The following is a 24,113-nucleotide window of genomic DNA, read 5'->3' as shown; positions in this document are numbered from 1 at the left end:
ATTCCTGCAGAGTGACATGTTGAATGTAATGTTATCTTTTTTTGGCAATACTATTTTGACTGATCTGTGGAGGCCATCCTCATAGCAGTTCCGTTGAATGCTACAGCGTAAGGAGTAACTGATGACCATAGCACAACAGCTTGAACAGAAGGGGATGGAAATAGGATTTAGGAGAGGGTTTAGAACAGGGTTTGAAATAGGGTATGAACTAGGCCGACTCGCAGTAATACTCAAAGTTGTCCGCAACATGCGGCAGAATGGCATGGATGACGCCACGGTGATGAAAATGACGGGTCTCTCGGAAGACGAGTTAGCGCAGATCTGCCATTAACACATTATCGAGCAATAACGCGTGTTGTCAGCATGAGCGCTGGTCTGCTCTCGTGAATGGCTGACTGACTTCTACGGGGAGTTTTGACGCACCCAGTTAGGCTATTTTGAATAGCATAAAGCTGGTACTCGTTTGAGGGTCATCCAATAAATAACATTGGCTTTAAGATAACGATCCCCGTATTAAACTTTATCCTTTAAATATATGAGGCTTCCCGCGTTCAAGCGCTGCTTTCAGTGTGTCGCCACTGAGTCGATCACTGAACCCATCAGCCAGCGCCCACTGCTCAAAGATAGATACCAGCTTATACGGCTGATTAATTAATGGAGTGATGACTTCATTATGCTTACAAGCAAGCCAAAAATAACGTGCTAGCGGGGATGATATACGCGTGGATGATTGGGTTGTTGAATTTTTTCTTGATAACAATCTACGCAGTTTATTAAGTTCTGCCTGACGGAGTACAAAACAAGCATCCCGAGGGATATGATAGATAGGAAAATGCCTCGTTTTGCAATGATCTCTCAGGTAGCAGGATGGAATATTCTGTTTTACCTTTTCCGCTAAGGCTTTGGGTAACCTCATCATTTGCCGTTTTATTCTATCGGAATATGAACATATTTCGAACACCTGAAATAACTCTCCGGCATGTATGACTGAGATACCATAATTTATGCCACAACTTTGTTGTAATGGACGATGTAGATGAAGCGTAGTTGCCAATAATTGTTGTATTTCAATGTGTTCATGTCCAACTAACGCTGTGTCGATGATTTTGGAATGAGGCGAAATGTATTCACCTATTGTGCAGGGTATTAAATCGTTTCTGTTAAAAAAACTGCAACTGTCAAGTAAACATAGACGGTCAACCAGTGAATCATCAATTTTAATCAGGTGTATTTTACCTTTTGACAATCTTACCTTTCTAAGCCTAATTGGCGATTGAAAGTAAATCGATAAGTGCAGTTTATTGCACACCGCATATCTGTATACATCACTATCTGATAAATCCAGACTGGCTTGTTTTTTCATAATGTGAACAGCTTCATTAACTGTCACCCAGTCGGACATCTTGCTGCCAGCTTTTGCAAATGAATCATGTTTTTGCATAACACGTCTCCTTATGACCTGGGCTGACGTTACGATGCTATCATTACTCATCATGTTAAATTTAAACGGTGTGTCGATAATTTAACACTTTTTAATTTCAAGGAATCGAATGGTTGAACCTAAGTCAGGTGTTTTTAAAATAATGCCCATGGCTTTTATATGGTTGGGTTTAGGAATGTTCTTTGGTGGAGAAAAGAAATGAAATCTTTATTTGAAAAGATGATGATAAAAAATGCGAGCGGCAACGAAGAATAATTCGTTAATGCAAGACTCTTCGTAAATATACCCCAACTATCTTCACTGACGATTGGGGTTATATCATAGTCAGACTGTTATCTTGTTTGTCTGCGCTTGTGTGCGCTCTTGCATATCGGTGAGGGCAGGTATAAGCAAGGCAAATTGCCGTCAGCCCATGACCTCATTGGCACAGGCTCTCAGGCGTGGATTCGTAGACCTCATTCTCGGCAAAGGTGATCGGTGCATCACCGATAAAATTGAGGCAATGGCAAAGTCCGGTGCGCGCTTCGGCACAGTATAGGAGACAAACGACAGTTCGTCGTTCTCCATGCTTGAAAGCGCATTTACTTAAGGAGTTCCAGACACGTGATATCGAACCAAAGGATTAAGCTGTGTTGTTAGGGCCACCTGCATGGCCCTGAATTAGCATTCTTGGCTGGTAACTCGCAGATTTACCCACTGACCCGGCTCATTTCATTTTCTTGATAACGCCTGGCATGAATTTACACGGATATGTTGAATATAAAATATAGGGCTCAGTATTATATATAATAGTCATTATTATCCAGCTAACTGTATTAATGATATTGTTATTTATCAGTGCGCTAATCATAACTATGATTATTAGTGTTTAATTCTTACACAATTGTATTTATAAGCATGACGTATCGAATTTAGCGTTGGTCTCTCTTTTTGATAGCCGCCTGCTGTCATTAACGGTAAAAATGCGCCGAATTGTAAATTAACGTAAGGATTGCGTTTATTTTGCGTAGGCCTCTTTCCCTTATCAGCCTGTTTACGCTCGGTATTTGCTCTGCTGTAAGCCACGCAGAGAACGTGACACCAGCTGATCGGGCATTGATTGAACAGCAACAAAAAGCCCTGTTAGAACAGACGCAACGGCAGCGCGAAGCGCTACAGAACAGTACCGTGTTACCCACGGTTCCTGAAGTGCAGCCTGTTGCGGATGATGCACCATGCTATCGTATTCAGCAAATTGAATTACAAGGTGTCACGGCACTTTCCTCGTCGGTACAGCAGACGTTAACCGCGCCCTGGGCTGGGCAGTGCATGAGGATGTCGGATATTCAGGCGCTGGTGCGTTCGGTGTCTCAGGCCTATTTGCAGCGCGGTTATATCACCTCGCAAGCCTGGGTGCCCGAGCAGGACATCTCTTCCGGGACGCTACAGATCGCGGTAACGGAAGGCCGTATCGAATCCATCACTCAACAGGAAAAAACGCCCCTTACCCTTAGCATGGCGTTCCCCACTGCGGCTGGAAATGTGCTGAATCTGCGGGAGTTGGAACAAGGGCTCGAACAGCTTAACCGCCTTACCTCACAGCCTGTCACCATTGACATTCAGCCGGGCAGTCAGTCCGGCTATTCCCGTGTGGTGGTGGTGCCTGCCGGAAATACGCTGCCGCTGCATATGAATCTGGGGGCGGATAATAGCGGCAGCAAAGCCACCGGAACGGGCCAGATGAGTACGCAGTTGACGTTAGACAACCCGTTGCAGATGGCCGATCTGTGGGTGCTATCTGCCTCACGCGACAACGCTTTTGTGCAGGACAGGCGCAGCCGCAGTCTTTCGGGCAATCTGAGCGTGCCTTATGGCTATTGGCTGTTCAGCTATCAGAGCAGTTGGAACGACTTCTATCAGGATCTTTCCTTCCCGGGCAGCGCCTGGCGCTATCAGGGTATGGGGCAATCACATCGGCTGGGTGCGTACCGCACACTGTTGCGGGATGGTCAACAGAAGCTGGCGCTGGATATGTCTGTTACGCGGCGACATACGGAAAACCGTATCGCGGGGCAGGTGCTCTCTAACAGCAGTGCGGTGGTCAGTAGCGTGGCGCTGGGCCCGCATTACAGCCGCAGCGCAGGCAACGCCTATCTCACCCTTAATCCCACCGTAAGTCAGGGGCTGAGTGCTATGGGCGCGCAGCGTGATGATGCCCGTTATCCCGATGCACCCCGCGCGCAGTTTCGTAAGCTCAGCCTGAATGCCAGCGTCTTCTATTCCCTCACACCGTCTTTGTACTACCTGACGACGGCGTATACCCAAACCTCCCCTGACAATCTGTATGCCAGCGAGCGCGTGACGGCCGGTGGCCTTTATTCAGTACGCGGATTTAAAGAGCAACTGTTGTCCGGTAATCGTGGCGCGTACTGGCGTAACGAAGTGAACTGGCAACTGGCGTCATTTCCCGTCGCGGGTGAAGTATCGCTCACCGGGGCGTTGGATGGCGGCTGGGTCAGCGGTCAGGGAGGACTGGTCGACGGCGGCAAGGTGGTGGGATCTGCACTGGGACTGACGCTTAACGGGCGTTGGTTTACCCACTCGCTGATGATAGGCAAGCCCCTGGTTTTTCCCAGCGAATTACACCCAGACAACTGGGTCGGTTATTGGCAGGCGACCGTGACCTTATAGCACCACTCTTTAGCGCTTTTGCGCACATGCACGTTTATGACATGGACCACAGCTAACGGAAATACAACAATGGAAAAATTGCACCATCCTCTGGGTCGCGGTATCAGTTACCTGCTTATTTATCTGACGGCCATTCAGCCACTGCATCCTGCCTTTGCGGCCGGTATTAATCCGGCGAACACCACTACTCAGGTACAGGCGGGTAACGTACCGGTTATTAATATAGCCACTCCTAACAGCGCAGGTATTTCTCATAATACCTACAAAGATTTCAACGTTGGCGCCCCCGGTGCGGTACTGAACAACTCGACTGTGGCGGGAAAATCCCAACTGGCCGGTCAGGTTAATGCCAATACCAACCTCAAGGGGAATGCCGCCAACCTGATTATCAATGAAGTGACCGGCGGAACCCGTTCAGAGCTCAACGGCAAGCTTGAGGTCTTCGGTGCCAAAGCTAACGTGATGATCGCCAACCCGAATGGCATCACCTGCGATGGCTGCGGATTTATCAATACGCCAGTGATAACGCTGACCACCGGGAAACCCCAGTTCGACAAACAAGGGGCGTTAGACGCGCTGGAAGTGAAGAAGGGCAGCATCATTATTGGCAGTAAAGGACTGGATGCCAGCGCGCAGGATTATGTCGATATCATCAGTCGGGCTACCGAGCTTAATGGGAAAATTACCGCACAAAATCTCTCTCTGACACAGGGGACCAACCGTGCCAGTTATAAGGATGGTACGCTGACGGCAATAGCCGGTGAAGGCGCACAGCCGCAATTAGCGGTCGACACCAAGGCGCTGGGTGGGATGTATGCCAACAAAATCCGGCTGGTGGCTAACGAAGAGGGGGTTGGGGTTAATCTGGCGAATCTGACCTCTACGCAGCAAGGAATTACGCTCGATACCAAAGGCAAAATTCAGCTAGGCAATACCGCTGCCAAAACCGATCTGAATATCACCGCGAAACAGGCCGACATCATCAAAGGGGCGACGGTTAAAAGTGAGCGTGACATTACCGTTGCCAGTACCACGTTAAACAACGCGGGTACGTTGAGTGCCGGGAAAGACATGCGTCTGTTTAACGATAACCTGACCAATACTCAGGCTACGATCCAGGCGAATAATAACCTGTGGATCCAGAAAGATGCGGTGGGGAACAAAGGTGTTAAGGTTGAGAACCGTTCGGGGACGATAAAGACCACGACGGGGGATTTGGTGATACGTACGGAGCAGTTAGAGAATGTGCGGGATAATTTCGGTGTGACAACAACTGATATTATTCCTACGAAGGGTGATAAGAAAGGACTTGAAAAAAGTTCGAATTTGGAGGCGCAGAACAAAGCATACTTTAGCATGTTTGCGATCTATAAAGATGGACATCCTGAAAAGTGGTTTGGTGAAATTGACGTATATTCAATGTACATGTCAGTAGGTAGGCCTTTAAATATTAACATCGCAAGGAGTGAATCATTTCTATCCTTGGTTGGTGCCGAATCTAATATTGCATCTGGTAAGAACTTATATCTAAATTCTGACCTGGTGGATAATTTTTCCAGCAAGATCTCAGCTGAGAAAGATCTCATCTTAACTGGGGGAAAATTAGATAGTTACAATGTTATTACCGGTGCGTTAAATAATTTTGATACTTATCAGGTGACTGGTACCGAAGATGTTCACGGTTATTGTGTCGCAACATGTGCAATGTATGTTGTTAACTTGGTCGATAAGAAAAAAAGCTGGGAGGCCAAATCAATTTATCCAGCGCAGTTGAGTGCGGGGGGGAATCTGGTTGCTGATTTTTCAGATAGCATTAATATTGGCACTAAAAAATATACTGATGAAAAAACTGATGAAGTGAAAATTTCAAATCCTTCTGTAAATTTGAAGGCAAAAAATATCCTTCTTCATGCAAGGTTGATAAACAACGAGAGCAATTTTAATGCATCCGAAAACATTACGTTTGTTGCTGATGAGAGCGCTCAATTAAATAATAGTCAGGTGATGGCCGGTAATGTTCTATCAATAATTTCCGGCGATAGTATCGATGCTAAGCAGAGTAGTCTGGCAGGGGAAACGGTCAGTCTACAAAGTCGTACCGGTGATATTAATGTATATTCTGATGCCGCTGTAAATTACTTTAATGAAAACGGAATCCGGCAACTGAGTCAAATCAATGCATCCGATGAGCTGTCTATTCATGCGGCCAGAAACCTTGGGCTGACAGGGGTAGTTTATCTAAAGAATAAGAATACTACATTAACCGCAGGTAATAACCTGCTCATCAAAAGTAATGATGCATTCCTGAGGTTAGAACGCCTTGGCACAAGCAGTACCGATGCTGAAAAACAGGCCTATTTCAATGATACCTTAAAACAGCTTAATGCAATAAATACCACTGGTGATATTACGCTTAATGCGGGGAAAACCCTTGATATTTCAGGCGTAGCGCTTAATGCCACCAATACAATTAACCTGACGGCAGGGGAGGATATTAATCTTAACCCCAGAGTACTGGCGACGATCCCAGAATCCCTTTTCCCTGAATCGCGACAGGCAGAGCTGAGTAGTCGTCTTAGTGCGGGTAATCAGTTACTGATTTCCAGTGGAAGAGACTTACTGGCTCAATCCGCTGATCTATCTGCACAGGGCAATACCACTCTGCTGGCAGGCAACAACCTGAGCCTCTTTGCAACGGGCTATTCAGCGATTGATAGCGCCAATGATAATAACAAAGACGATCGCTATATCACGGCACGCGTGCATGCGGGAAAGAAACTGACGCTGGCAGCCAATGGGGATTTCATCGCAAACGGCACGGATTTCACTTCCGGAAACGATATGACGCTCAGTTCCGGTGGAAAAATGGAGCTGAACGCGGTGAGTAATCATATCTACCGCGAAGAGGGAAATGCGTACAGCGAAACAGTGACGCAGAAAAATGCCACCCTTAACAGCGGTGGTGTCCTTACCCTGCTTTCCAACGGCAGCATTCTGTTTCAGGCGACGCAACTTATCGCCAAAGGGGCGTTAGATGCAGCGGCTAAGGGCGGGTTCCTCTACGCACAAGCGATGGAAGAGTCCAGCCACTATGAAAAAACCACCACCAAGCGCAAGTGGTATGGCAAGAAAACCACCATTCGACAAGTCAGTCACAATGTGACCAATAAAGTGACTGAATTTACCGCAGGCGGCGATATCAATCTGTTAAGCCGTGATGACAGTACTTATGAAGCTAGCAAAATCAACGCGGGGAAAAATGCCAAACTGACCAGTACCAACGGCAAGGTCAACTTCAAAGCTGTGAAAAATACCGCGTTTGAGCAGACAATTACCACCTCGAAAGGGTTTTTCATTAAGAACGCGGACAAAGGCTACACCAAAGATACCTGGGTATTGCCGACCGTTTATACCGGTGGAAAACTCACCGTTGATGCTGCAAACGGTGTGAGTGCGGATGTGAAGGCGCAAAATGCTCAGGCTCTGCAAAATGTACTGCTGACCCTCGGAAATACGCCGGGCACCGCCTGGCTGAAAGATCTCAATACACGCAAAGACGTGCAATGGACGCAGGTGCAGGATGCCTACAGTAGCTGGAATCACAAGAGCCAGAGCCTCAATCCGGTTGTTGGTGCGGTTATAGCCATTGCGGTCGCGGCGGTAACTGCAGGCGCGGGGTTGGCAGCCTATGGGGCTGATTTGGCAGCAGGTACGTTGGGAAGCACCAGCGCGGCAGTCACTGCCGCCACCTATGGTGCCGCTTATTCCGGAATTACGGCAATCACCTCCCAAGCTGCCGTGGCGTTGCTAGACAATCAGGGCAATATCAGCAAAACGCTGCAAGCATTGAGCAGCAGCAACTCCGTTAAATCGCTAGTCACATCTATGGTGATTGGTGGCGCGCTCTCGGGGTTTGACTCCGTGATGGGCTTTGATAAAGCCGCAGGTGGTACAGTTGGCACTAACGCTGGTAATGCCAAACTGCCGCTGCTCAGTAACGGTGACTGGAGCAAGATTGCCCAGCGTGTGGCAGGACAGTCAATCATCAGTTCCAGCCTGAATACCACCATCAATGGCGGCAGTTTTAAAGATAATTTTACTACGGCGCTGCTGGCAAATATCGGTAATCAGTTTCAGGCGGAAGGGGCATTCCTTATTGGAGAAAACGGTGCAGTGCTTGAAGCACCGGGCAAGATGCTGAGTCATGCCGTCGTTGCTGGTGTTGCTGCTGAAATTGGTGGCGGAAATGTGAAAGGTGCTGCGGTAGGTGCTTTGGCGGCAGAATTAGCTGCAATCACATTAGGTAATACATTTGTTGATCCTGCTTTAAGAGAAATTCAAATAACCTCTACCGGAAGAATTATTGGTGCTTTAACTGGTGCCGCGATTACTGGTAAAACTAGCGGAGTAAATAGTGGGGCTAATTCTGCTGAAAGCGTTTTACAATTTAACTTCTTAATGCATGAAGAACCGAAGAAACTAGCTGAAAAATATGCTGCATGTAACGGAAGCCCAGAGTGTGAAGTAGATGTTCGTAAGGAAATTAATAAAACATCGGCAAAAAATGAAGCAATGTTTGAGGGGTGCCGATCGGCTGGGGATTCAACGTGTATCAATGATCTGCTATATGGAATTTCCGCCGCTTCTGGATATAATGAGTTGGAAAAGCAGATTGGATTTGATTTATCCAATCAGTTTAAAAAAATGGGGTTAAATGCTTACGAACGATTCAATAGTTGTGGCATGGATATTAGCTATAGCTGTGGATTAACGCTTTTTGCTAAAGAAACTGCAGGTGAGTTGGCAGGGTATGCGCTGTCCGGTTTGGCAGGGAAGTATTTAGCGCCCGTTATAAAAAGTTACATATCTGAAATAGGCGCTTTATCATCACAAGGGCCTTTATCAAACATAAAGAGCCTGCAAACTGGTTTAAGAAATCCTGAACAAGTCGATTTTATAAAAAACGATATGCTGAATGGGAGGTTTTTATACTCAGAACCAAAAGGTATAATCGCTGGCTACGTAGACAATAATGGTAGATACTATATCAGTGAAGGTAACCATAGGATGGTTGCTGCTATGGAGATTTATAAGGAAACTGGAGATTCAACTTTCATAAACAACCTATTGAAAAATGGTGTTTGGACTCGCACAAATAAAGTTCCTGTAGATTCAACTGCAATGCCAGTAAGGAAGTGAAATGAACAAGGTCAAACTCAAAAAGAACGAAATATACATTAAGATGTTGTTGCTTTCTATCCCTTATATAAGGAATAGACAGACATTTAAAAAATCTCCTGATTTATCATGCTATCTTGAGGCAGAGCTTGTCCATAATTTGGCTTATACTATCTTGACGCCAGAGTTTGAAGATCATGATATTTATTTTTTAAATACTCAAGCGAAATATTATATAGAAAATTGTAGTGAGGATATTTCAATCGCTTATGGAGGGCAAAAAGAACTTATAGCATCTCTTTTTGAAATTGTTCCTCAAGAAATGAGATCTAAGCTCCTTTGGGAAGGGCCAAGAAAATAGGCGGTATTGTTTTGGTATATGAAAGTAGATAATTAGACTAGACCTGATTAATTTTTCGCCGCTAACGGCCTTTGCTGGTCGCTAGCGGTGAATTTGTCCGAGTTTGCTAACCTAGCATAGTTACGTTGATAAAAATGAGAAATGCTTTTTTCAAGAAGGCAACTACCAAAGGGTGGTTGCCATGGTACTGCATCTAGAGACAGAAAAACCTATGCACCTCGAAAGTTTAATAAAAATGAGCATTGAACATATACTCATAAATGCACAAGTGATATACCTGCTACCAGTAAGAAATAAATAAAACAGGATTGTGAATGAAGGGGGACTAGTTTGATCTCTCTTCACGACACAGGTATTATTCACCCTGTGATTTGACCACTGAAGTAGTTACAGGGAATCGTACCGGAACGGTAGGGTAAGCGAAGTGGATTGTGGGTATAAATGAGGGTATATATCATGCAGAATTTTAGCATAAGCTCTTTATATTCAATAGAAATGGTGTGTTTTTCAATTCCCGCCCCGGCACCATCAATTAAGTTAATAAAAACAATTGGTTATAAATATTATTACGCCACCGCAAGGTGGTTTTTTTGTTTTTGAGACTTCTCAGTGGCAGCAATGAGCACCTGGCAGCATAATTGCGCATTCTGCGCAATTTCTTGCTCACTCTCTAGCATAAATCACTTTCTGCGCAATGTTTACAAACGATCAGCGTGGTCTGCGCAATATCTTGCTCAGAGTTGGCATTGTCGATCACCCAGATGATTTAATTTTCATAAAAAACAATAAATTACAAATTGGTATCGTTTTTGCTTATTACTGAGACTGTTATAACCCCGGTCTAACAACAAGGAGCAAGACAATGCCAACTCCATGCTATATCAGCATCGAAGGTAAAACGCAGGGCAACATCACCGCAGGGGCGTTCACATCTGATTCTGTCGGCAATATCTACGTACAGGGCCACGAAGATGAGATGCTGGTTCAGGAATTCAACCACGTAGTAACGGTGCCGACCGATCCGCAATCGGGCCAACCTTCCGGTCAGCGCGTGCACAAACCGTTCAAATTTACCGTCGCGCTTAACAAGGCCGTACCGCTGATGTACAACGCGCTCGCCTCCGGTGAGATGCTGCCAACCGTGACGCTGAAATGGTATCGCACCTCCGTAGAAGGTAAGCAGGAGCACTTCTTCTCCACCGTGCTGACCGATGCCACCATCGTGGATATCAACTGTCAAATGCCACACTGCCAAGACCCTTCCAAACTGGATTATACCCAACTGATCGAAGTCTCACTGGCCTATCGCAAAATCGACTGGGAACACACGGTGGCTGGAACCTCCGGTTCTGACGACTGGCGTGCGCCTGTCGAAGCCTAATAGGCAGAAAACCCGGCCCGGCGCCGGGTTTTCTGTATCGTACTGTCCTGAGTTCTGGCCTCCCAGACCTGAGTGCAGATACGGCTTTGATCACGGGAAACGAGGGGAACAACGGTGGCAAACAGCACGGGATTGCAGTTCACGGTCAAGGTCGGCGGATTGTCAGAATCCACCTTTGCCGTGGTGGATTTTCAGCTCAACGAGGCATTAAATCAGCCATTTGCCCTGTCGTTGAATCTGGCGAGCCCCCAGCCGGATATCGAATTTGGTGATGTACTCGACCAGCCCTGCGAACTGCGGGTGTGGTATGACGGTAACCTGCAACGACGGGTCAACGGGGTCGTCAGCACTTTCGCTCAGGGTGATACTGGCTTTCGCCGCACGCGTTATCAGGTGGAAGTCCGTCCAGCGCTATGGCGACTGGGTTTACGCACCAACGCGCGTATTTTTCAGTCGCAGAAACCGCAGGAGATTATCAGCATCCTGCTACAAGAAGCAGGAATCAGTGATTATGCTTTTGCGCTACGCGACGATCATGCGCCGCGAGAATACTGTGTGCAGTATCGGGAAACTGATTTGGCCTTTATTACTCGACTGGCGGCAGAAGAAGGGATGTACTTCTTTCACGAGTTTGAAGCAGGCAAGCACCGGGTGGTATTTGCCGATGACGCCGGGGCGCTGGCGGCAGGCCCTGAGCTGTTTTTCAACCTTGCGGCACAGGGGCTGAGTGAAGGGGAGTATGTTCGGCGTTTCCGCTATACCGAATCTGTCAGCACCGCAGAGGTGGAACTAAAGGACTACAGCTTCAAAACGCCAGCGTATGGATTATCACACAAAAAGAAAAGCGGCGATCTGTCACACCAGCAGGAGAGCTATCAACACTTCGATTATCCCGGACGGTTTAAACAAGACCCAAGTGGTAAGGCATTAACTGGCTATCGGTTAGATGCATTGCGTGCTGGGGCGATGACGGGCGCAGGCGAATCCAACGCAGCGGCACTGATGCCGGGCTGCCGTTTCTCGCTCAGCGAGCATCCCAATCCAGCGCTCAACACCGACTGGCAACTGGTGGCCATCACCCATAAGGGGCGGCAACCGCAAGCCCTGGAAGAAGAAAGCGGCGGGGAGCCTACCACCTACAGCAACCGTTTTGACGTGATTAATGCCAATATCACGTGGCGTGCGGCATTGCCCTATAAACCGATGGTGGATGGTCCGCAAATCGCCACGGTGGTTGGCCCTGCCGGGGAAGAGATTTACTGTGATGAGCACGGCCGGGTGAAACTGCAATTCCCATGGGACAGATACGGTTCCAGCGACGATCAGAGTTCGTGCTGGGTGCGCGTGAGTCAGGGCTGGGCAGGCGGTCAGTATGGCATGATCGCCATCCCGCGTATTGGTCATGAAGTTATCGTCAGTTTTCTTGAAGGGGACCCCGATCAGCCCATCGTAACGGGCAGAACCTACCATGCCACCCAGCGCCCTCCTTATGACCTGCCGGTTCACAAGACTCGCACCGTGTTGCGTACCGAGACGCATCAGGGAGAAGGATTCAATGAACTGCGCTTTGAAGATCAGGCCGGACAGGAGGAAATCTATCTGCACGGACAAAAAGATCTTAACGCGTGCATTGAGAACGATGTTGTCTGGCATATCAGACACGATGCCCACGCTGATATTGATAACAACCGCATCACGCGCATTAAATCCAACGATCACCTGACCGTAGAGAACGAGATGCGTGTTCAGGTTACGGGGGATCATTCGCTGACGGTGAATGCCTCGATGCACCAGAAACTGGGGCAGGCTTTGCTGGTCGAAGCTGGCCAGGAAGTGCACGTGAAATCCGGGGCCAAAGTGGTGCTTGAAGCGGGAGCTGAGCTGACCCTGAAAGTTGGCGGCAGCTTCGTGAAGATTGACCCCAGCGGGGTGACGGTCGTGGGCCCTTCCATCAAGATGAACTCCGGAGGAAGCGCTGGCAGTGGTTCAGGCTGGGCAGGACAAAGCCCTGAACTCCCGGGCGATGTTGCGGTGCCTCCCGCCCCGCCCGCCACTTTGCCTGCTCCGGCCATTCATAAGAGCATGGCGTCCATGGCTCCACTTGCCAAACCTTGCCCGCTCGCCACGGGAGGTGACGTATGAAGGTAAGTGAGTGGCAAACGCAGCAGAGTGGAAACCTGTTTGCCATCGTCGACGGTGCCGCTGATCGCTCAGCGGTAGCCCGGTTCTATGAACTCAGCGACGGGGAAGCCTTTCCTTTGTTTGCCGGCACCGCGTTCGGCGATCAAGCTGCGCTGGGGCCCTGGCTGCTGTCTGCACCTTCGCCTGAGTTTGTGTCGGGCTCACCCGATTTAAGCGGATTCTATCTGATGAGTGAGCAGTCGCTCGAGGTTGTTCGCCGTCACTGGCAAAGCTTGATCGAGGTGATACGGGAAGGCGAAGCCGTTATATTTCGTTTCGCTGATCCGCGTATTTTTCTGCCAATCTTGCTCGCCATGACGCCAAACGAGCAAGATGCCATTCTGGGCCCCTGTTCCGGGCTCTGGATTGCCGGCCAGGCGTTTACACGTAATGCTGCCCCTCTCAGTCATCCGCCATTAAAAGCCCCGTGGTTTGCTATCCATTCACGCCATCTTGCTGCGCTGTATGACGAAAACCGCCACGCCTATATTCTTCGCCGCCGTTTTTGGCAGGTCATGACGACGACGATGGAGCGCCATCCGGACCCGGCCAGCACGATCTTACCGGTACTCCGACAAGCCAATGCCGACAAGCTTCAGGACGATGTACTTGATGGTGTGGTGGCGGGCACCCTGACCGTGCAGGCAGGGCTACCGCTGGAAAGCATTCGCGCGCCGCTGATGTTGACCGACTCTGAACTGGCACAGATCCGCCACTGGATGGCGCAGCACGCTGAATTGATGGGAGTGAATTAATGGCCGCAGATCCGCACTGTATTCCTTGTGAACGTTATGATAACTGGATCGAAATTGATATTCGGGATGAACACAATGTTTCCTTTAAGGGGCTAAAGGCGACATTGACCGATGAGACTGGCAAGTCTCAGACGGTCACGCTTAAAGACGGGCCTACGCTGGTGCGCGGTTTTGCCGTCGGCCCGATAGCGGTAAAACTGGAGACTCAACCCTGGCTTAAGGCCGCGCAATCACGTGAAATGCTTAAACAGGGGCAGAGTGCCGTACCGGCTTATACGACACAACTCGTCGGGCATGAGAAAACAGCGCGTGAACACGTAAATGTCACCACCGGCGACCTGTGTCTGACGGCCCCCGAGCAGCCACTGCCAGAGGCACATCAGGAAGGCAAAGCCGGAGAGGCGCGTTTCTTTACCAAACATGCCTACGTCATCGAGGTAAAAGGCTATACCCTCAATGTGTTGCGCATCGGCGTTTTCTTCGATGGCACCGGGAATAACACCAGTAATGCCGAATCTGGCATGAAAAAGGTGGAACAGTGGCTGGCAGAAACCTGTTCAGACCCAGCGCAGCGTGAGAAAGAACTGCTCGGCTGTCAGAGAGGACAGTTGCCGGTCAGTGACAGTGCGGCAAATGATAAGACCAATGTCGGCAAGCTATACGATCAATACCGCATTGGACCTGAAACGTTGAATGCGCATTGTTATATCAGCGGGATTGGTACCCGCGATCCGGTCCCAGGGAATGAAGGTCAGGAATACCGCTCAGATGTGACGCTGGCACTGGCTATGGATCTCAGCGTTATGGGGGAAGACACCTCCATCGTTGGGAAAGTGAATCTGGCCTGTGGACAAGGGATTGCAGAGGCCATCCAAAGAGATCTAAGGCAAGTATTACCCAATATTGATTGCATCCACCGTATTGTGTTTGATGTGTTTGGCTTTAGTCGAGGTGCAGCAGCAGCACGCCATTTTGTCAATGTTATCGACCAGAAGGATGATCATCCGCTGGTGCAGGCGGTGGCGGAGGATCCCTCTCTCCGCCTCAAAGCCGGGTTTGACTGGCGCAGCCGGGACGATGTGCGTATTGCCTTTTTAGGAATTTTTGATACCGTCACCTCGTCGTATAACCTCAAGGTTAAGACCCGTTTGCAGGATGACTGTGCCGATCGGGTGGTGCACCTGACGGCGCTGGATGAAGTCCGCCACCATTTCCCGCTGACGCGCATTACTCCGACGGCGATCGGTACCAGTATTCCCCCCCATTTTACCGAACTGGCTCTGCCGGGTGCACATTCGGATATCGGAGGCGGGTATTACAGTCGCTGGAGCCTGGCGAATCCGAACAGCGATCCGGCGCTGATCGAATGCATTGAGTTGGAACGTTTTATGAGCCAGGAAGAGGTTTCCACCGCTGAGATACAAAGCCGCGCCTTCAAGCAGGCGCGAGCCTATGCCGAGGAGAAGGTCTCTCTGGGATGGGTTGATCGCATATGTACGCAATCGGTGCGTAGCGCGACACCGCAGGTGGGGGCAATCAGTTTGATTCCCTATGCCTATATTCGCCGACGCGGAAAGGATGACCCCTGGCCACAAAAAGCAGTCTATGTCGACGTGATGATGAGCCGGGTGGTGGAAGGGGAATACTCCCGCATTCCGCTGCATATAATGGTGGAGGCGGGGCGTGCTGTGGGGGTGCCATTTAGAACGTGGGACCCGACGGTCACAGGTCATAGACTTGATTCTGGGGCCGCTAAAGAGCCTGCGGTTAACCTGACGGAACTGGATCAACGCTGGGCGATGGCTGCAACTGAACCGGGAGTGGTGAAAAAGCTGGGAGAACAGTTATCACCCGAGGTTTACCGGGCATTGCGCCGTGACTACGTGCACCACAGCGCCAGAAATCAGGGGATCGCCAATCCGGCTAACACCAACAAGCGGGAAGGCTCCGTCAGCAAGGAACGGCGGCATATCATCGGCAATCAGGAGGTATGATGTTCAGGTATCTGATTATATTCATTGGGCTTAGTCTTTCTCTGGTAGCGTGCTCAAGCCCAAACACAACCAGCCATGTTAGATGGAGCTACGGTCACGGCAGTAATATTGATGAGCTTGCGATCACCAAGGTTGCCTTTTATCGGAATGGGACATTACTGGGCGGATATCCTGGTGGAGGTATGGGGCCGGGAGCCAGCACGAAACGCATTACAGAAAAACGATATTACTGGGCCGGAGGCGGGGGATTACCTGTGGATGGAATGGCTGTTCCCGATCAAGCGGTAGTCGAAATGGTCTCCTTCCACGATCGCAAACGCTATCGCATCAAGGTGGGTTTACCTGCTGATCTGGGGCAACAAATGCAGCAGCGTTATCAAGTTAACGGACGCACCGATCAGCGGAATTGGCTTTATTTTGGGTTAGCCCCGGGGGGGTATTATGAGGTCCTGTTAATGGGGGACTTGGCTGGAGCAAGCCCGGATATTTTGCTAACCCGAGGCATTGCCGAAGAGGTCACGGATAATTGGTACGATAAAAAATTCCCAATAGGCATCAGCCAATATACCGTCACACTCGAGGAATTCGACAAAGAATATGGTGCATTATTTAAGCAATATCCGGTACCCCAGGGAATGGCCTGGGCCCCGATAATGGATGACTACCGCGCAAAGCAGCCAAGAACCGATCAGCACCCGGTCAAATAAAACAGTTCGGGATAGAGGGTAATGAGGGATGAGAAATGGGTAACGCAGTAAAAACAGGTGATAACGATACCGGGCACGGTAGCCATCCGCCGACATCAGTCGTGGCGGGATCATCAACCGTTAAGGTTGATGGTCTGCCATTGGCTCGTCAGGGGGATCCTCTCTCTCCACACGGGCACAGTCGAACCATCAGCAGCGGTTCATCCAGTGTCTTTATCGACGGCAAGCCCGCTGCGCGCACCGGAGACACCGTTGGCTGCGGTGGTGTGTTGATAGGCGGGGGAAGTGTCACTATCGGTTGATGTACTTTGGAACCCCTTTTTTGCGGAGCAAAAGGGCCTACATTGCACTACACCGGGTTGGTGAGAAATGCGGTACAAGCTGCGTTGATTTCGTCCATCAGCTCTTTAGCCAAGGGGGTTAGCCCCAACTGCTGTTTGTAGATCAGCGTATACTCGGCAGCAGGCAGCGTTTCTTTGACAGGAACGATCGATACGATATCTTTGATGTGATCGACGCTGAGAATCGCTTTGGGACCAATAAACAGATAATCCTCATTGGTCACCAACTGCTCGCCAATCGTCATAGAATCGCCATAAATGATGCGACTGTCAGCCTGCTTGCCATTGGGGAAAATATGTTTCTCCAGTTCCTTGTAGTATCCCGTTCTGGCATTTGGGAAATACCATTTACACCCTTGCAATTGGCTGAGTGCGGTGCTGCCCGCTAACGGATGTCCATGTCGTGCCATAATGCAAAACTCGGTCTTGATGGCATTTTCGATAAAGAACTCGTTCATGGATATTTCCGGTGAAGCAATACCAAGATAGAAGTCTATTCTGCCTAAGCGTAACGACGTGATAAGTTCAGACAATTGCCCTTCTATGATGGTAATCGTGGCGGTCGGATGTTCTTTTTGGAAGGTGTTGATCACGGCGGGCATGATGCTGAAGGCTGGCAAATGTGAGCAGCCAAACACAACGGTGCCTTCTGATATCTGGCTGGCTTGGTGCAGTTCATCAACGGCCCTTTCCAGATCGTTGAGCAGCATTGCTACTCGGGGTTCAAAAATGCGGCCCATCTTGGTTAATACCATGCCTTGAGGCCCGCGGGCTAATAAGGTAACACCCAATATTCTTTCCAGTTCCTGAATACTGCGCGTCATGGCTGGCTGAGTTTGAAACAGCGCCTGTGATGCGGTTCTGATACTCCCATAGCGAATGATTGCCTGAAAATTCCTGAGTTGATTAATTTTGGGGAGTTCTTTCATGGGGCACCATCAGCATTATTGGACGCGTCTTTTCTAAGGTAGACGGATTTTTATTGTTGGCAACAACCCATTGAAAAAATGGTTTTATTGACCATAACTGGCGGAAGAAGCATGATTAAATATCATGCTCTACAGACAAACAATGTCAACGTTTTGCCGTCAACGCCCCCTTGTTTTAACGCACGGTGGCACCGTTTTACAGACCTTGTGCAAGGGAATGTCTGTAGAAAATGGGTATCCACCTAAATGGCAGCGGGAGAAAAAGAGATTACGTTTGTCACAGCGGCGTATTTAATCTGAACGTATATAAAATTGCAAGGGAGTAAGCGGTTAAATAAAAATATCAACAAAAAGATTGTGCGAAAAAATCGTATTATTGATGTCGCCTTTCAGCGTTGGCTCAATGATACCGGGTGATTCTAGTAAAGTAATTTTTATCGCTGATAGGGAAATGGCATCACCAAAAACAAATGGCTATTTATCAGGCTGTTCGATTTTACCCTTTAAAAGAGAACGCCCTTGATGAGCCCAGCAAACGGGTAAAAAGATCGTGTCCCATCACTTTCTTGCCATTTTATACAGCGTTGTGTAATGTAAATTTGTTTTTAATTTGAAAAGTTTTGTGCTTTTCTGTCTGGTTAAAATGAAGAGATAGCATTAATTTATCACTGATAAAAATTACTTTCTTTACCCCATTATCTGACGGGCTTTATAGTGTATTCCGCTAGTCGATGTTGGTGTGTTTTTTTTGTTTTACTTTTCTGGAAGTCTATTGAAAGCATCCCAGGTGACTAAATAAACGTTTTTCATGTTTATGGGAAACGTCAGCGGCTTTGAACAAAGATGTTTAATTTATCGTCATGTGAATGTTCAGGCGATATTTAAATATCAACATTAGGAATTATAACCCAGTAAGGTATATGTAAATGAATAAGATCGTTTTCTCTTCCATTGCTATCGCAATGATGTCTGTTGGTCTGGCACACGCGGCGTCAACCGGCACGATCACTTTTAATGGACAACTGAACGCTAATACCTGTGATGTCGTTGTCGATGGTCAGGCCGCGGATGCAACCGTTGTGTTGCCCACGATTGGAACGAACCAGTTATCCACCACCGGCCAAACGGCGGGTGATACGGGCTTTACCCTGGCACTGAATAATTGTGCGGGCACATTGGAAACCGCATCGGCATTCTTCGAAGCGGGGGCAACCGTGGATTCTGTGACGGGGCGTTTGAATAATACCGGGACAGCGGCCAACGTCAGCCTGCAATTGCTTGATGGTTCCAGCCCGTCTCGTGCGGTAGTTGAAGCGGGTAACCAGAGTCAACTCAACGGTAACACCTATGTAGATATTACTTCAGGCAGCGCCAACCTGCCGTACATCGTGCGCTACTTTGCGGAAGGTGCAACTACTGCGGGTACGGTTGTTAGCAACGTTGTCTACTCTATTCAGTATCAGTAATGGTCTACGGGAGGGGCATTCCCTCCCGGTTTTCCGTCAGGAGTCTCGTATGAAATTTCCCTCTTTTACTCTTCAGCGGATGTGCCTGCTCGCAGCTGCTTTGTTTAGCATGACAGGGCAAGCCAGCGTCGTCATTAGCGGCACCCGGGTGATATATCCCGCAGATGCCAATGAAGTGAGTATTAAAATCAATAACGGTGGCCCATCTCCGGTATTGCTGCAAAGCTGGATCGATAACGGCGATGTCAATGCCAAGCCATCCGCAATCAAAGTGCCGTTTGTATTGACGCCGCCGATGAACCGCGTGGAGCCGGGCAAAGGGCAAACGCTGCGTATCAGCTATACCGGGGATACATTACCATCGGACAGAGAATCGGTATTTTGGCTAAACGTGTTGGAAGTGCCGGCTAAATCTCAGGCCAAAAGTGAAGAGAACCGTTTGCAGATGGCTTTTCGTTCGCGAATCAAGCTGTTTTATCGCCCGGCGGGTCTGGAAGGTAATGCCAATGACGCGGCAAACGCTATCACCTGGAATGCTCAGGGCAATCGCCTTCAGGCAACCAACCCGACACCGTATTATGTCTCTTTGGTAAATATCACCGTAAAGGGCAAAAAAAGTGATTATGCGATGCTCGCACCGCGCAGTTCCATGGTATTGGAATTACCGGCCAGTGTCGGGAATAAGATCAGTGGCAGTTTTGTTAATGATTATGGCGCCGTACATGCCTTTGAATCTGTCGTGAAATAACGCTTCCCACACAGTCAATTTTTTAAATTTATACCCATCATCATTCAGGAAAAGGGTGTTGACAGGACTTGTTATGTCAAAGTATTTTCAAACCGAATCCAAAAATAAGCTGCCATTATGGCATGTGGCTATTTTATCTGCGCTCGTGATGAGCAATGTAAATGCTGAAATTGCACCCGCCATGTCTCTGGAGAATGCAAATAATGTGGAGTTCGATGCTTCTTTCCTGAATGTTGATAATGCGGTTTTGGTTGATCTGAGTCGTTTCGCCGACGGTGCTTCTGTTTTACCGGGGATTTATAAAACGGCAGTCTATGTTAATGCGCAATGGGTCAGTAACGTGGATGTCGAATTTAAAGCCCATACGGATAAAAAAGTATATCCGTGTCTCTCTATCGACGTGATTAAGCATATTGCGTTTAATTACGCTACGTTGCCCGCGGATTTTTTTGGCTCACAGAATGCGGGCGAGCAATGTGTCGATTTGCAGCAAAAACTTACCGAAGCGCAAATTAATTTTGACAGTAACGAGCAACGACTGGATATCGTTATTCCGCAGATATACATGCAGAACACTGCACGCGGCACGGTGAGCCCGGCATTATGGGATGACGGTATTTCTGCGCTAATGATGGGCTATAACGTCAATGGCTACACCAGTGAATCCCAGGGTAAAACGTTTAATTCGTTATTTGCCGGGTTGAATGCCGGGCTCAACGTGGGATCCTGGTATTTACGGCACAACGGCGCTTATGCCCGCATGGATAACGCGCCCAGTAAATACAGCAGCATCAACACTTACCTTCAACGCGACATTCCGACGCTGAAAGCGCGGATGCTGGTGGGGCAATCGAACACGGTTGGGCAACTGTTCGATACGCTGCCTTTCACCGGCGCGCAACTGATGACCGATGAGCGGATGTTACCTGAGTCCTTGCGCGGCTACGCGCCTGAGATTCGTGGTATTGCTCGCACCAATGCGCGAGTCACGGTGCGGCAAGGGGGGCAGATTTTGTATGAAACCACGGTTAGCCCCGGAGAGTTCCTGATCAACGACCTCTATCCAACCGGCTACGGTGGCGATCTGAATGTCACGGTGCGTGAGTCTGATGGCACCGAGCAACATTTCAGTGTGCCTTATGCGTCGGTGGCTCAACTGTTGCGTCCAGGCTCATCACGCTATGCGATCACCGGCGGAGAAGTGCGCAGTGATAATCTGCGCGATAAGCCATCACTCTATCAGGCGACGTATCAACGCGGTTTGACCAACGCGATTACCGGGTATGGCGGTGTTCAGGCCAGTGAAAATTACGCCGCCTTGCAGTTGGGCGCGGCACTAGGCACGTCGATCGGTGCGCTGGCGTTTGATGCGACCCAGGCGCGTACACAGTTGGATAATCCGGCTAACGCGGAAAGTCGACACCCGGCGGGGAGCCGCTCTAATGGGCAAAGCTATCGCGTAAGCTACAGTAAACTAATTAGTGAAACTAACAGCAACCTGTCGTTGGCCGCATACCGGTTTTCGACAGCGGGTTACATGGATTTTATGACCGCGATGCGTACACGCAACGCGCTGGCTGAGGGATATTCACCGGGGGCGATTTCCAGAGCGAAAAACCGCGTCACGGTCACTGCCGGACAGGGGCTGCCAGAGAATGGCGGACAACTGTATTTCAGCGGATCGTTGCAGAACTACTGGAATAAGGCGGGCAGCGAAAAGCAGTACCAGATGGGCTATAACAACCGTTATAAGAATCTTTCTTACGGCTTTAGCGTCAATCGCAGCTTCTCCAGTCTGGGTACGGCACAGACGAACTATCTGTTGAGCTTCAGCATGCCACTGGGCCGCAACGATGCTTCCCATACGCCCTATTTGCGTATGGATCTGTCTCACGACAGCAGCGGTCGCTATGGTCAGCAGGCCAGTGTGTCTGGCGCCGTAGGGGCAGATAACCCGCTCAGCTATGCGGTAACGGCGATGCACGCCAACCAGAATATGGGATCCAGTGGTTCGTTGAGTGGCAGCTACCGTAACGCGGCGACAGCGTTGAGTGGAGCCTACAGCACCGGTAAGGGCTATCACAGTGCGTCTGCCGGGATGAACGGTACGGTTATCGGCCATGCGGGTGGCGTGAGCTTCACGCCGTACTCGTCAGAGACCTTTGCGTTGGTAGAGGCCAAAGGCGCACAAGGCGCCAGCGTGTCATCGTATCCGGGGGTGAGTATTGACTCTCGCGGTTATGCCGTGGTGCCGTATTTAAGCCCGTACCAGATGAACGAGATCAACCTCGATCCCAAAGGCGCGTCAGCGAATCTGGAGCTGGATAATACCAGCATGAAAGTGGCTCCGCATTCCGGTGCGGTGGTGAAGGTGAAATACAACGCCAAGAGCGGTACACCGATTCTGGTGAATGCCACCTACCAGGGAGAACCCGTGCCTTTCGGTGCCGATATCTTTGACAGCCAAGGCAACAGCGTGGGTGCCGTCGGGCAGGGCGGACAACTGTATGCACGTGTGTCACAAGATAAGGGACAACTGCGGGTGCAATGGGGAGAGGACCCGGATATGTCGTGTACGGTCGGCTACTTGCTGATGCCAATGGCGAAAGGGAAAGAACAACGCCAGATTCAGCAATTCAATTCCGTGTGCACCTCTGCGGTGGCTTCTGCATAGACAGAAGCGACATTGCCTAAAAAAAACTCGCGTGCCCACAACAGGTGAGGGCAGTTATTCACTGCCTGCCCTTTGCGGCCGATGCCGAACGCTGGAGAAACAGTATGAAGTATTTGAACATTCCTCTTTTAACGCTGCTCGGCACGATGCTGTTAGCCATGGTCAGTAGCCACAGTTGGGCCGCAATATCTTGTGGCTATCAGGCGGGCTTCAGCGCGTCCTCGCTCAGCGTGCCGTTAAGCCCGCCGATCATATCGGCCGGTGCGGATATACCGATAGGCACCATTATTTATCAGGGGCGTTGGATGAATGCACCCACGGTGGATATTGAATGCCGATCGCCTGGCGGCGGTTTCCCCTTCAACTGGGCGGTAGGCATTGAGCAAGCGCCACTGCCGCTGAGCGGGTTGAATACCGGCCCGTTTGCCGGCGCCGTCTATCAAACCAATATCCCAGGGATTGGGGTCGCGATATCACGTCATAACGAAAGTGCTGCCGCAACGCTCGGCGTATTTGGCTATCGTAACGAAGACGTTATTTTCGGTAACGAACCCTATGGTGGAGTGACGCTGGGCGCCGCGACACGTTATATCTCGCTGATTAAAATCGGTCCGCTGACGCCTGGGAGCTATGCTATCTCGGCATCCAGTTTCCCTACGGCAAGCGATAATATGGTGAATTCGCGTTCTGGCGAGCAAATCCAAGGCTTGCCGCTCCAATTAAATCGCGTCACCTTTACCGGAAATCTGACGGTAACAGCGCAAACCTGCACCACGCCGGACGTCAATGTGGCGATGGGTACTTATGATATACGGGAACATTTCAGGGGACCCCATTCCACTACGCCGTGGATTGATGCGTCTATTTCGCTGCAAAATTGCCCGATGTTTCATGGATTTTATAATCAAACGAACACCACGACACTGATGGATTTCAATACCGGGAGTGCGGTGGCGACGCCATCGATCAATAACAGCATCGGTGTGCGATTGACACCCACCACGGCAGTGAAAGATGCTGTCAACGGCATCATGGCCATTGACGCGTCGGTGCCCGGCGCGGCGTCAGGCGTCGGGATCCAGATTGGGTGGGGCTTGAATAGCCAAACGCCAACACCGTTTAATTTCTCCTCAGAGCACGCTATGGCCTTACCAAAAGAGGGCAGCCCGACGATCCGGGTTCCGTTATCCGCGCGCTATATCCAAACGGATGCCGTTGCGACTGCGGGAAAAGCAGATGGCAAAGTGGTGTTTACGATTAACTATTACTAGCACGCCGTGCTGCGTT

General features: G+C 49.5%; 16 protein-coding genes and 1 pseudogene. 14 read left to right on the top strand and 3 right to left on the bottom strand.

What is annotated here, in order from left to right:
• Nucleotides 1–121: 121 nt before the first annotated feature.
• Nucleotides 122–331, top strand: a complete 210-nt coding sequence (locus J5067_RS07390; protein WP_264650767.1) for a hypothetical protein — start codon at nucleotides 122–124, stop codon at nucleotides 329–331.
• Between the two features lie 189 nt (nucleotides 332–520).
• On the opposite strand, the gene J5067_RS07385 is transcribed toward J5067_RS07390, so the two are convergent.
• Together J5067_RS07385 and J5067_RS23225 are read right to left on the bottom strand one after the other, a co-directional pair.
• Complete coding sequence (locus tag J5067_RS07385; RefSeq protein WP_264627902.1) at nucleotides 521–1,441, bottom strand: hypothetical protein; 921 nt, start codon at nucleotides 1,439–1,441, stop codon at nucleotides 521–523.
• Nucleotides 1,442–1,765: 324 nt separating this feature from the next.
• Nucleotides 1,766–1,976 (bottom strand): annotated as a pseudogene (locus tag J5067_RS23225) (hypothetical protein); the annotation flags it as partial.
• A 539-nt stretch (nucleotides 1,977–2,515) separates the two neighbouring features.
• On the opposite strand from J5067_RS23225, the gene J5067_RS07380 reads away from it, so the two are divergent.
• The 9 genes from J5067_RS07380 to J5067_RS07340 all read left to right on the top strand — a co-directional run bounded on the left by J5067_RS07380 (nucleotide 2,516) and on the right by J5067_RS07340 (nucleotide 16,970).
• Nucleotides 2,516–4,111, top strand: a complete 1,596-nt coding sequence (locus J5067_RS07380; RefSeq protein WP_264650766.1) for a ShlB/FhaC/HecB family hemolysin secretion/activation protein — start codon at nucleotides 2,516–2,518, stop codon at nucleotides 4,109–4,111.
• A gap of 69 nt (nucleotides 4,112–4,180) precedes the next feature.
• Nucleotides 4,181–9,310, top strand: coding sequence for a DUF637 domain-containing protein (locus tag J5067_RS07375; protein WP_264650765.1), 5,130 nt, complete (start codon nucleotides 4,181–4,183; stop codon nucleotides 9,308–9,310).
• Between the two features lies 1 nt (nucleotide 9,311).
• A complete protein-coding gene (locus J5067_RS07370; RefSeq protein WP_264628127.1) occupies nucleotides 9,312–9,650 on the top strand; it encodes a zinc ABC transporter substrate-binding protein in 339 nt (112 codons plus the stop codon).
• A gap of 862 nt (nucleotides 9,651–10,512) precedes the next feature.
• Complete coding sequence (locus J5067_RS07365; protein ID WP_264643179.1) at nucleotides 10,513–11,031, top strand: Hcp family type VI secretion system effector; 519 nt, start codon at nucleotides 10,513–10,515, stop codon at nucleotides 11,029–11,031.
• Nucleotides 11,032–11,145: 114 nt separating this feature from the next.
• A complete protein-coding gene (locus J5067_RS07360) occupies nucleotides 11,146–13,173 on the top strand; it encodes a type VI secretion system tip protein VgrG (RefSeq protein ID WP_264650764.1) in 2,028 nt (675 codons plus the stop codon).
• Nucleotides 13,170–13,967 (top strand): DUF4123 domain-containing protein, encoded by a 798-nt coding sequence (locus J5067_RS07355; protein ID WP_264650763.1) that lies wholly within the window; start codon nucleotides 13,170–13,172, stop codon nucleotides 13,965–13,967. Before J5067_RS07360 ends, J5067_RS07355 begins: the two co-directional genes overlap by 4 nt.
• On the top strand, nucleotides 13,967–15,961 hold the full coding sequence (locus J5067_RS07350; RefSeq protein WP_264650762.1) for a DUF2235 domain-containing protein: 1,995 nt from the start codon (nucleotides 13,967–13,969) through the stop codon (nucleotides 15,959–15,961). Before J5067_RS07355 ends, J5067_RS07350 begins: the two co-directional genes overlap by 1 nt.
• Nucleotides 15,961–16,668: a DUF2931 family protein gene (locus J5067_RS07345; RefSeq protein WP_264650761.1), complete on the top strand. Its 708-nt coding sequence runs from the start codon at nucleotides 15,961–15,963 to the stop codon at nucleotides 16,666–16,668. The genes J5067_RS07350 and J5067_RS07345 overlap by 1 nt, the downstream gene beginning before the upstream one ends.
• A 35-nt stretch (nucleotides 16,669–16,703) precedes the next feature.
• A complete protein-coding gene (locus J5067_RS07340; RefSeq protein ID WP_264628790.1) occupies nucleotides 16,704–16,970 on the top strand; it encodes a type VI secretion system PAAR protein in 267 nt (88 codons plus the stop codon).
• A gap of 47 nt (nucleotides 16,971–17,017) precedes the next feature.
• Here J5067_RS07340 and J5067_RS07335 read toward each other — a convergent pair whose 3' ends face one another.
• Nucleotides 17,018–17,938 (bottom strand): LysR substrate-binding domain-containing protein, encoded by a 921-nt coding sequence (locus J5067_RS07335; protein WP_264650760.1) that lies wholly within the window; start codon nucleotides 17,936–17,938, stop codon nucleotides 17,018–17,020.
• Between the two features lie 926 nt (nucleotides 17,939–18,864).
• On the opposite strand from J5067_RS07335, the gene J5067_RS07330 reads away from it, so the two are divergent.
• The 4 genes from J5067_RS07330 (at nucleotide 18,865) to J5067_RS07315 (ending at nucleotide 24,097) form a co-directional block, all read left to right on the top strand.
• Nucleotides 18,865–19,404 (top strand): fimbrial protein, encoded by a 540-nt coding sequence (locus J5067_RS07330; RefSeq protein WP_264628749.1) that lies wholly within the window; start codon nucleotides 18,865–18,867, stop codon nucleotides 19,402–19,404.
• Nucleotides 19,405–19,483: 79 nt separating this feature from the next.
• Nucleotides 19,484–20,152 carry a molecular chaperone gene (locus tag J5067_RS07325; RefSeq protein WP_264650860.1) on the top strand — a complete coding sequence of 223 codons (669 nt, stop codon included), beginning with the start codon at nucleotides 19,484–19,486 and terminating at the stop codon, nucleotides 20,150–20,152.
• Nucleotides 20,153–20,225: 73 nt separating this feature from the next.
• The gene (locus J5067_RS07320) at nucleotides 20,226–22,826 is read left to right on the top strand and encodes a fimbria/pilus outer membrane usher protein (protein WP_264650759.1); all 2,601 of its coding nucleotides are present in this window, start codon (nucleotides 20,226–20,228) and stop codon (nucleotides 22,824–22,826) included.
• 104 nt (nucleotides 22,827–22,930) lie between these two features.
• The gene (locus J5067_RS07315) at nucleotides 22,931–24,097 is read left to right on the top strand and encodes a fimbrial protein (RefSeq protein WP_264650758.1); all 1,167 of its coding nucleotides are present in this window, start codon (nucleotides 22,931–22,933) and stop codon (nucleotides 24,095–24,097) included.
• Nucleotides 24,098–24,113 lie beyond the last annotated feature (16 nt).

It is taken from the genome of Candidatus Symbiopectobacterium sp. NZEC151, assembly GCF_025962655.1.
Taxonomy (GTDB): Bacteria; Pseudomonadota; Gammaproteobacteria; order Enterobacterales; family Enterobacteriaceae; genus Symbiopectobacterium.
Note: the sequence above shows the minus strand (reverse complement) of the source record. Positions and strands in the feature narration are given on the sequence as shown.

Bases quoted from the DNA above. Each gene is read 5' to 3' on its own strand.
- J5067_RS07365 (WP_264643179.1), top strand. From the start codon at position 10,513: ATGCCAACTCCATGCTATATCAGCATCGAAGGTAAAACGCAGGGCAAC.
- J5067_RS07355 (WP_264650763.1), top strand. From the start codon at position 13,170: ATGAAGGTAAGTGAGTGGCAAACGCAGCAGAGTGGAAACCTGTTTGCC.
- J5067_RS07315 (WP_264650758.1), top strand. From the start codon at position 22,931: ATGAAGTATTTGAACATTCCTCTTTTAACGCTGCTCGGCACGATGCTG.
- J5067_RS07370 (WP_264628127.1), top strand. From the start codon at position 9,312: ATGAACAAGGTCAAACTCAAAAAGAACGAAATATACATTAAGATGTTG.
- J5067_RS07320 (WP_264650759.1), top strand. From the start codon at position 20,226: ATGTCAAAGTATTTTCAAACCGAATCCAAAAATAAGCTGCCATTATGG.
- J5067_RS07325 (WP_264650860.1), top strand. From the start codon at position 19,484: ATGTGCCTGCTCGCAGCTGCTTTGTTTAGCATGACAGGGCAAGCCAGC.
- J5067_RS07390 (WP_264650767.1), top strand. From the start codon at position 122: ATGACCATAGCACAACAGCTTGAACAGAAGGGGATGGAAATAGGATTT.
- J5067_RS07385 (WP_264627902.1), bottom strand. From the start codon at position 1,441: ATGCAAAAACATGATTCATTTGCAAAAGCTGGCAGCAAGATGTCCGAC.
- J5067_RS07350 (WP_264650762.1), top strand. From the start codon at position 13,967: ATGGCCGCAGATCCGCACTGTATTCCTTGTGAACGTTATGATAACTGG.
- J5067_RS07375 (WP_264650765.1), top strand. From the start codon at position 4,181: ATGGAAAAATTGCACCATCCTCTGGGTCGCGGTATCAGTTACCTGCTT.
- J5067_RS07335 (WP_264650760.1), bottom strand. From the start codon at position 17,938: ATGAAAGAACTCCCCAAAATTAATCAACTCAGGAATTTTCAGGCAATC.
- J5067_RS07345 (WP_264650761.1), top strand. From the start codon at position 15,961: ATGTTCAGGTATCTGATTATATTCATTGGGCTTAGTCTTTCTCTGGTA.
- J5067_RS07340 (WP_264628790.1), top strand. From the start codon at position 16,704: ATGGGTAACGCAGTAAAAACAGGTGATAACGATACCGGGCACGGTAGC.
- J5067_RS07330 (WP_264628749.1), top strand. From the start codon at position 18,865: ATGAATAAGATCGTTTTCTCTTCCATTGCTATCGCAATGATGTCTGTT.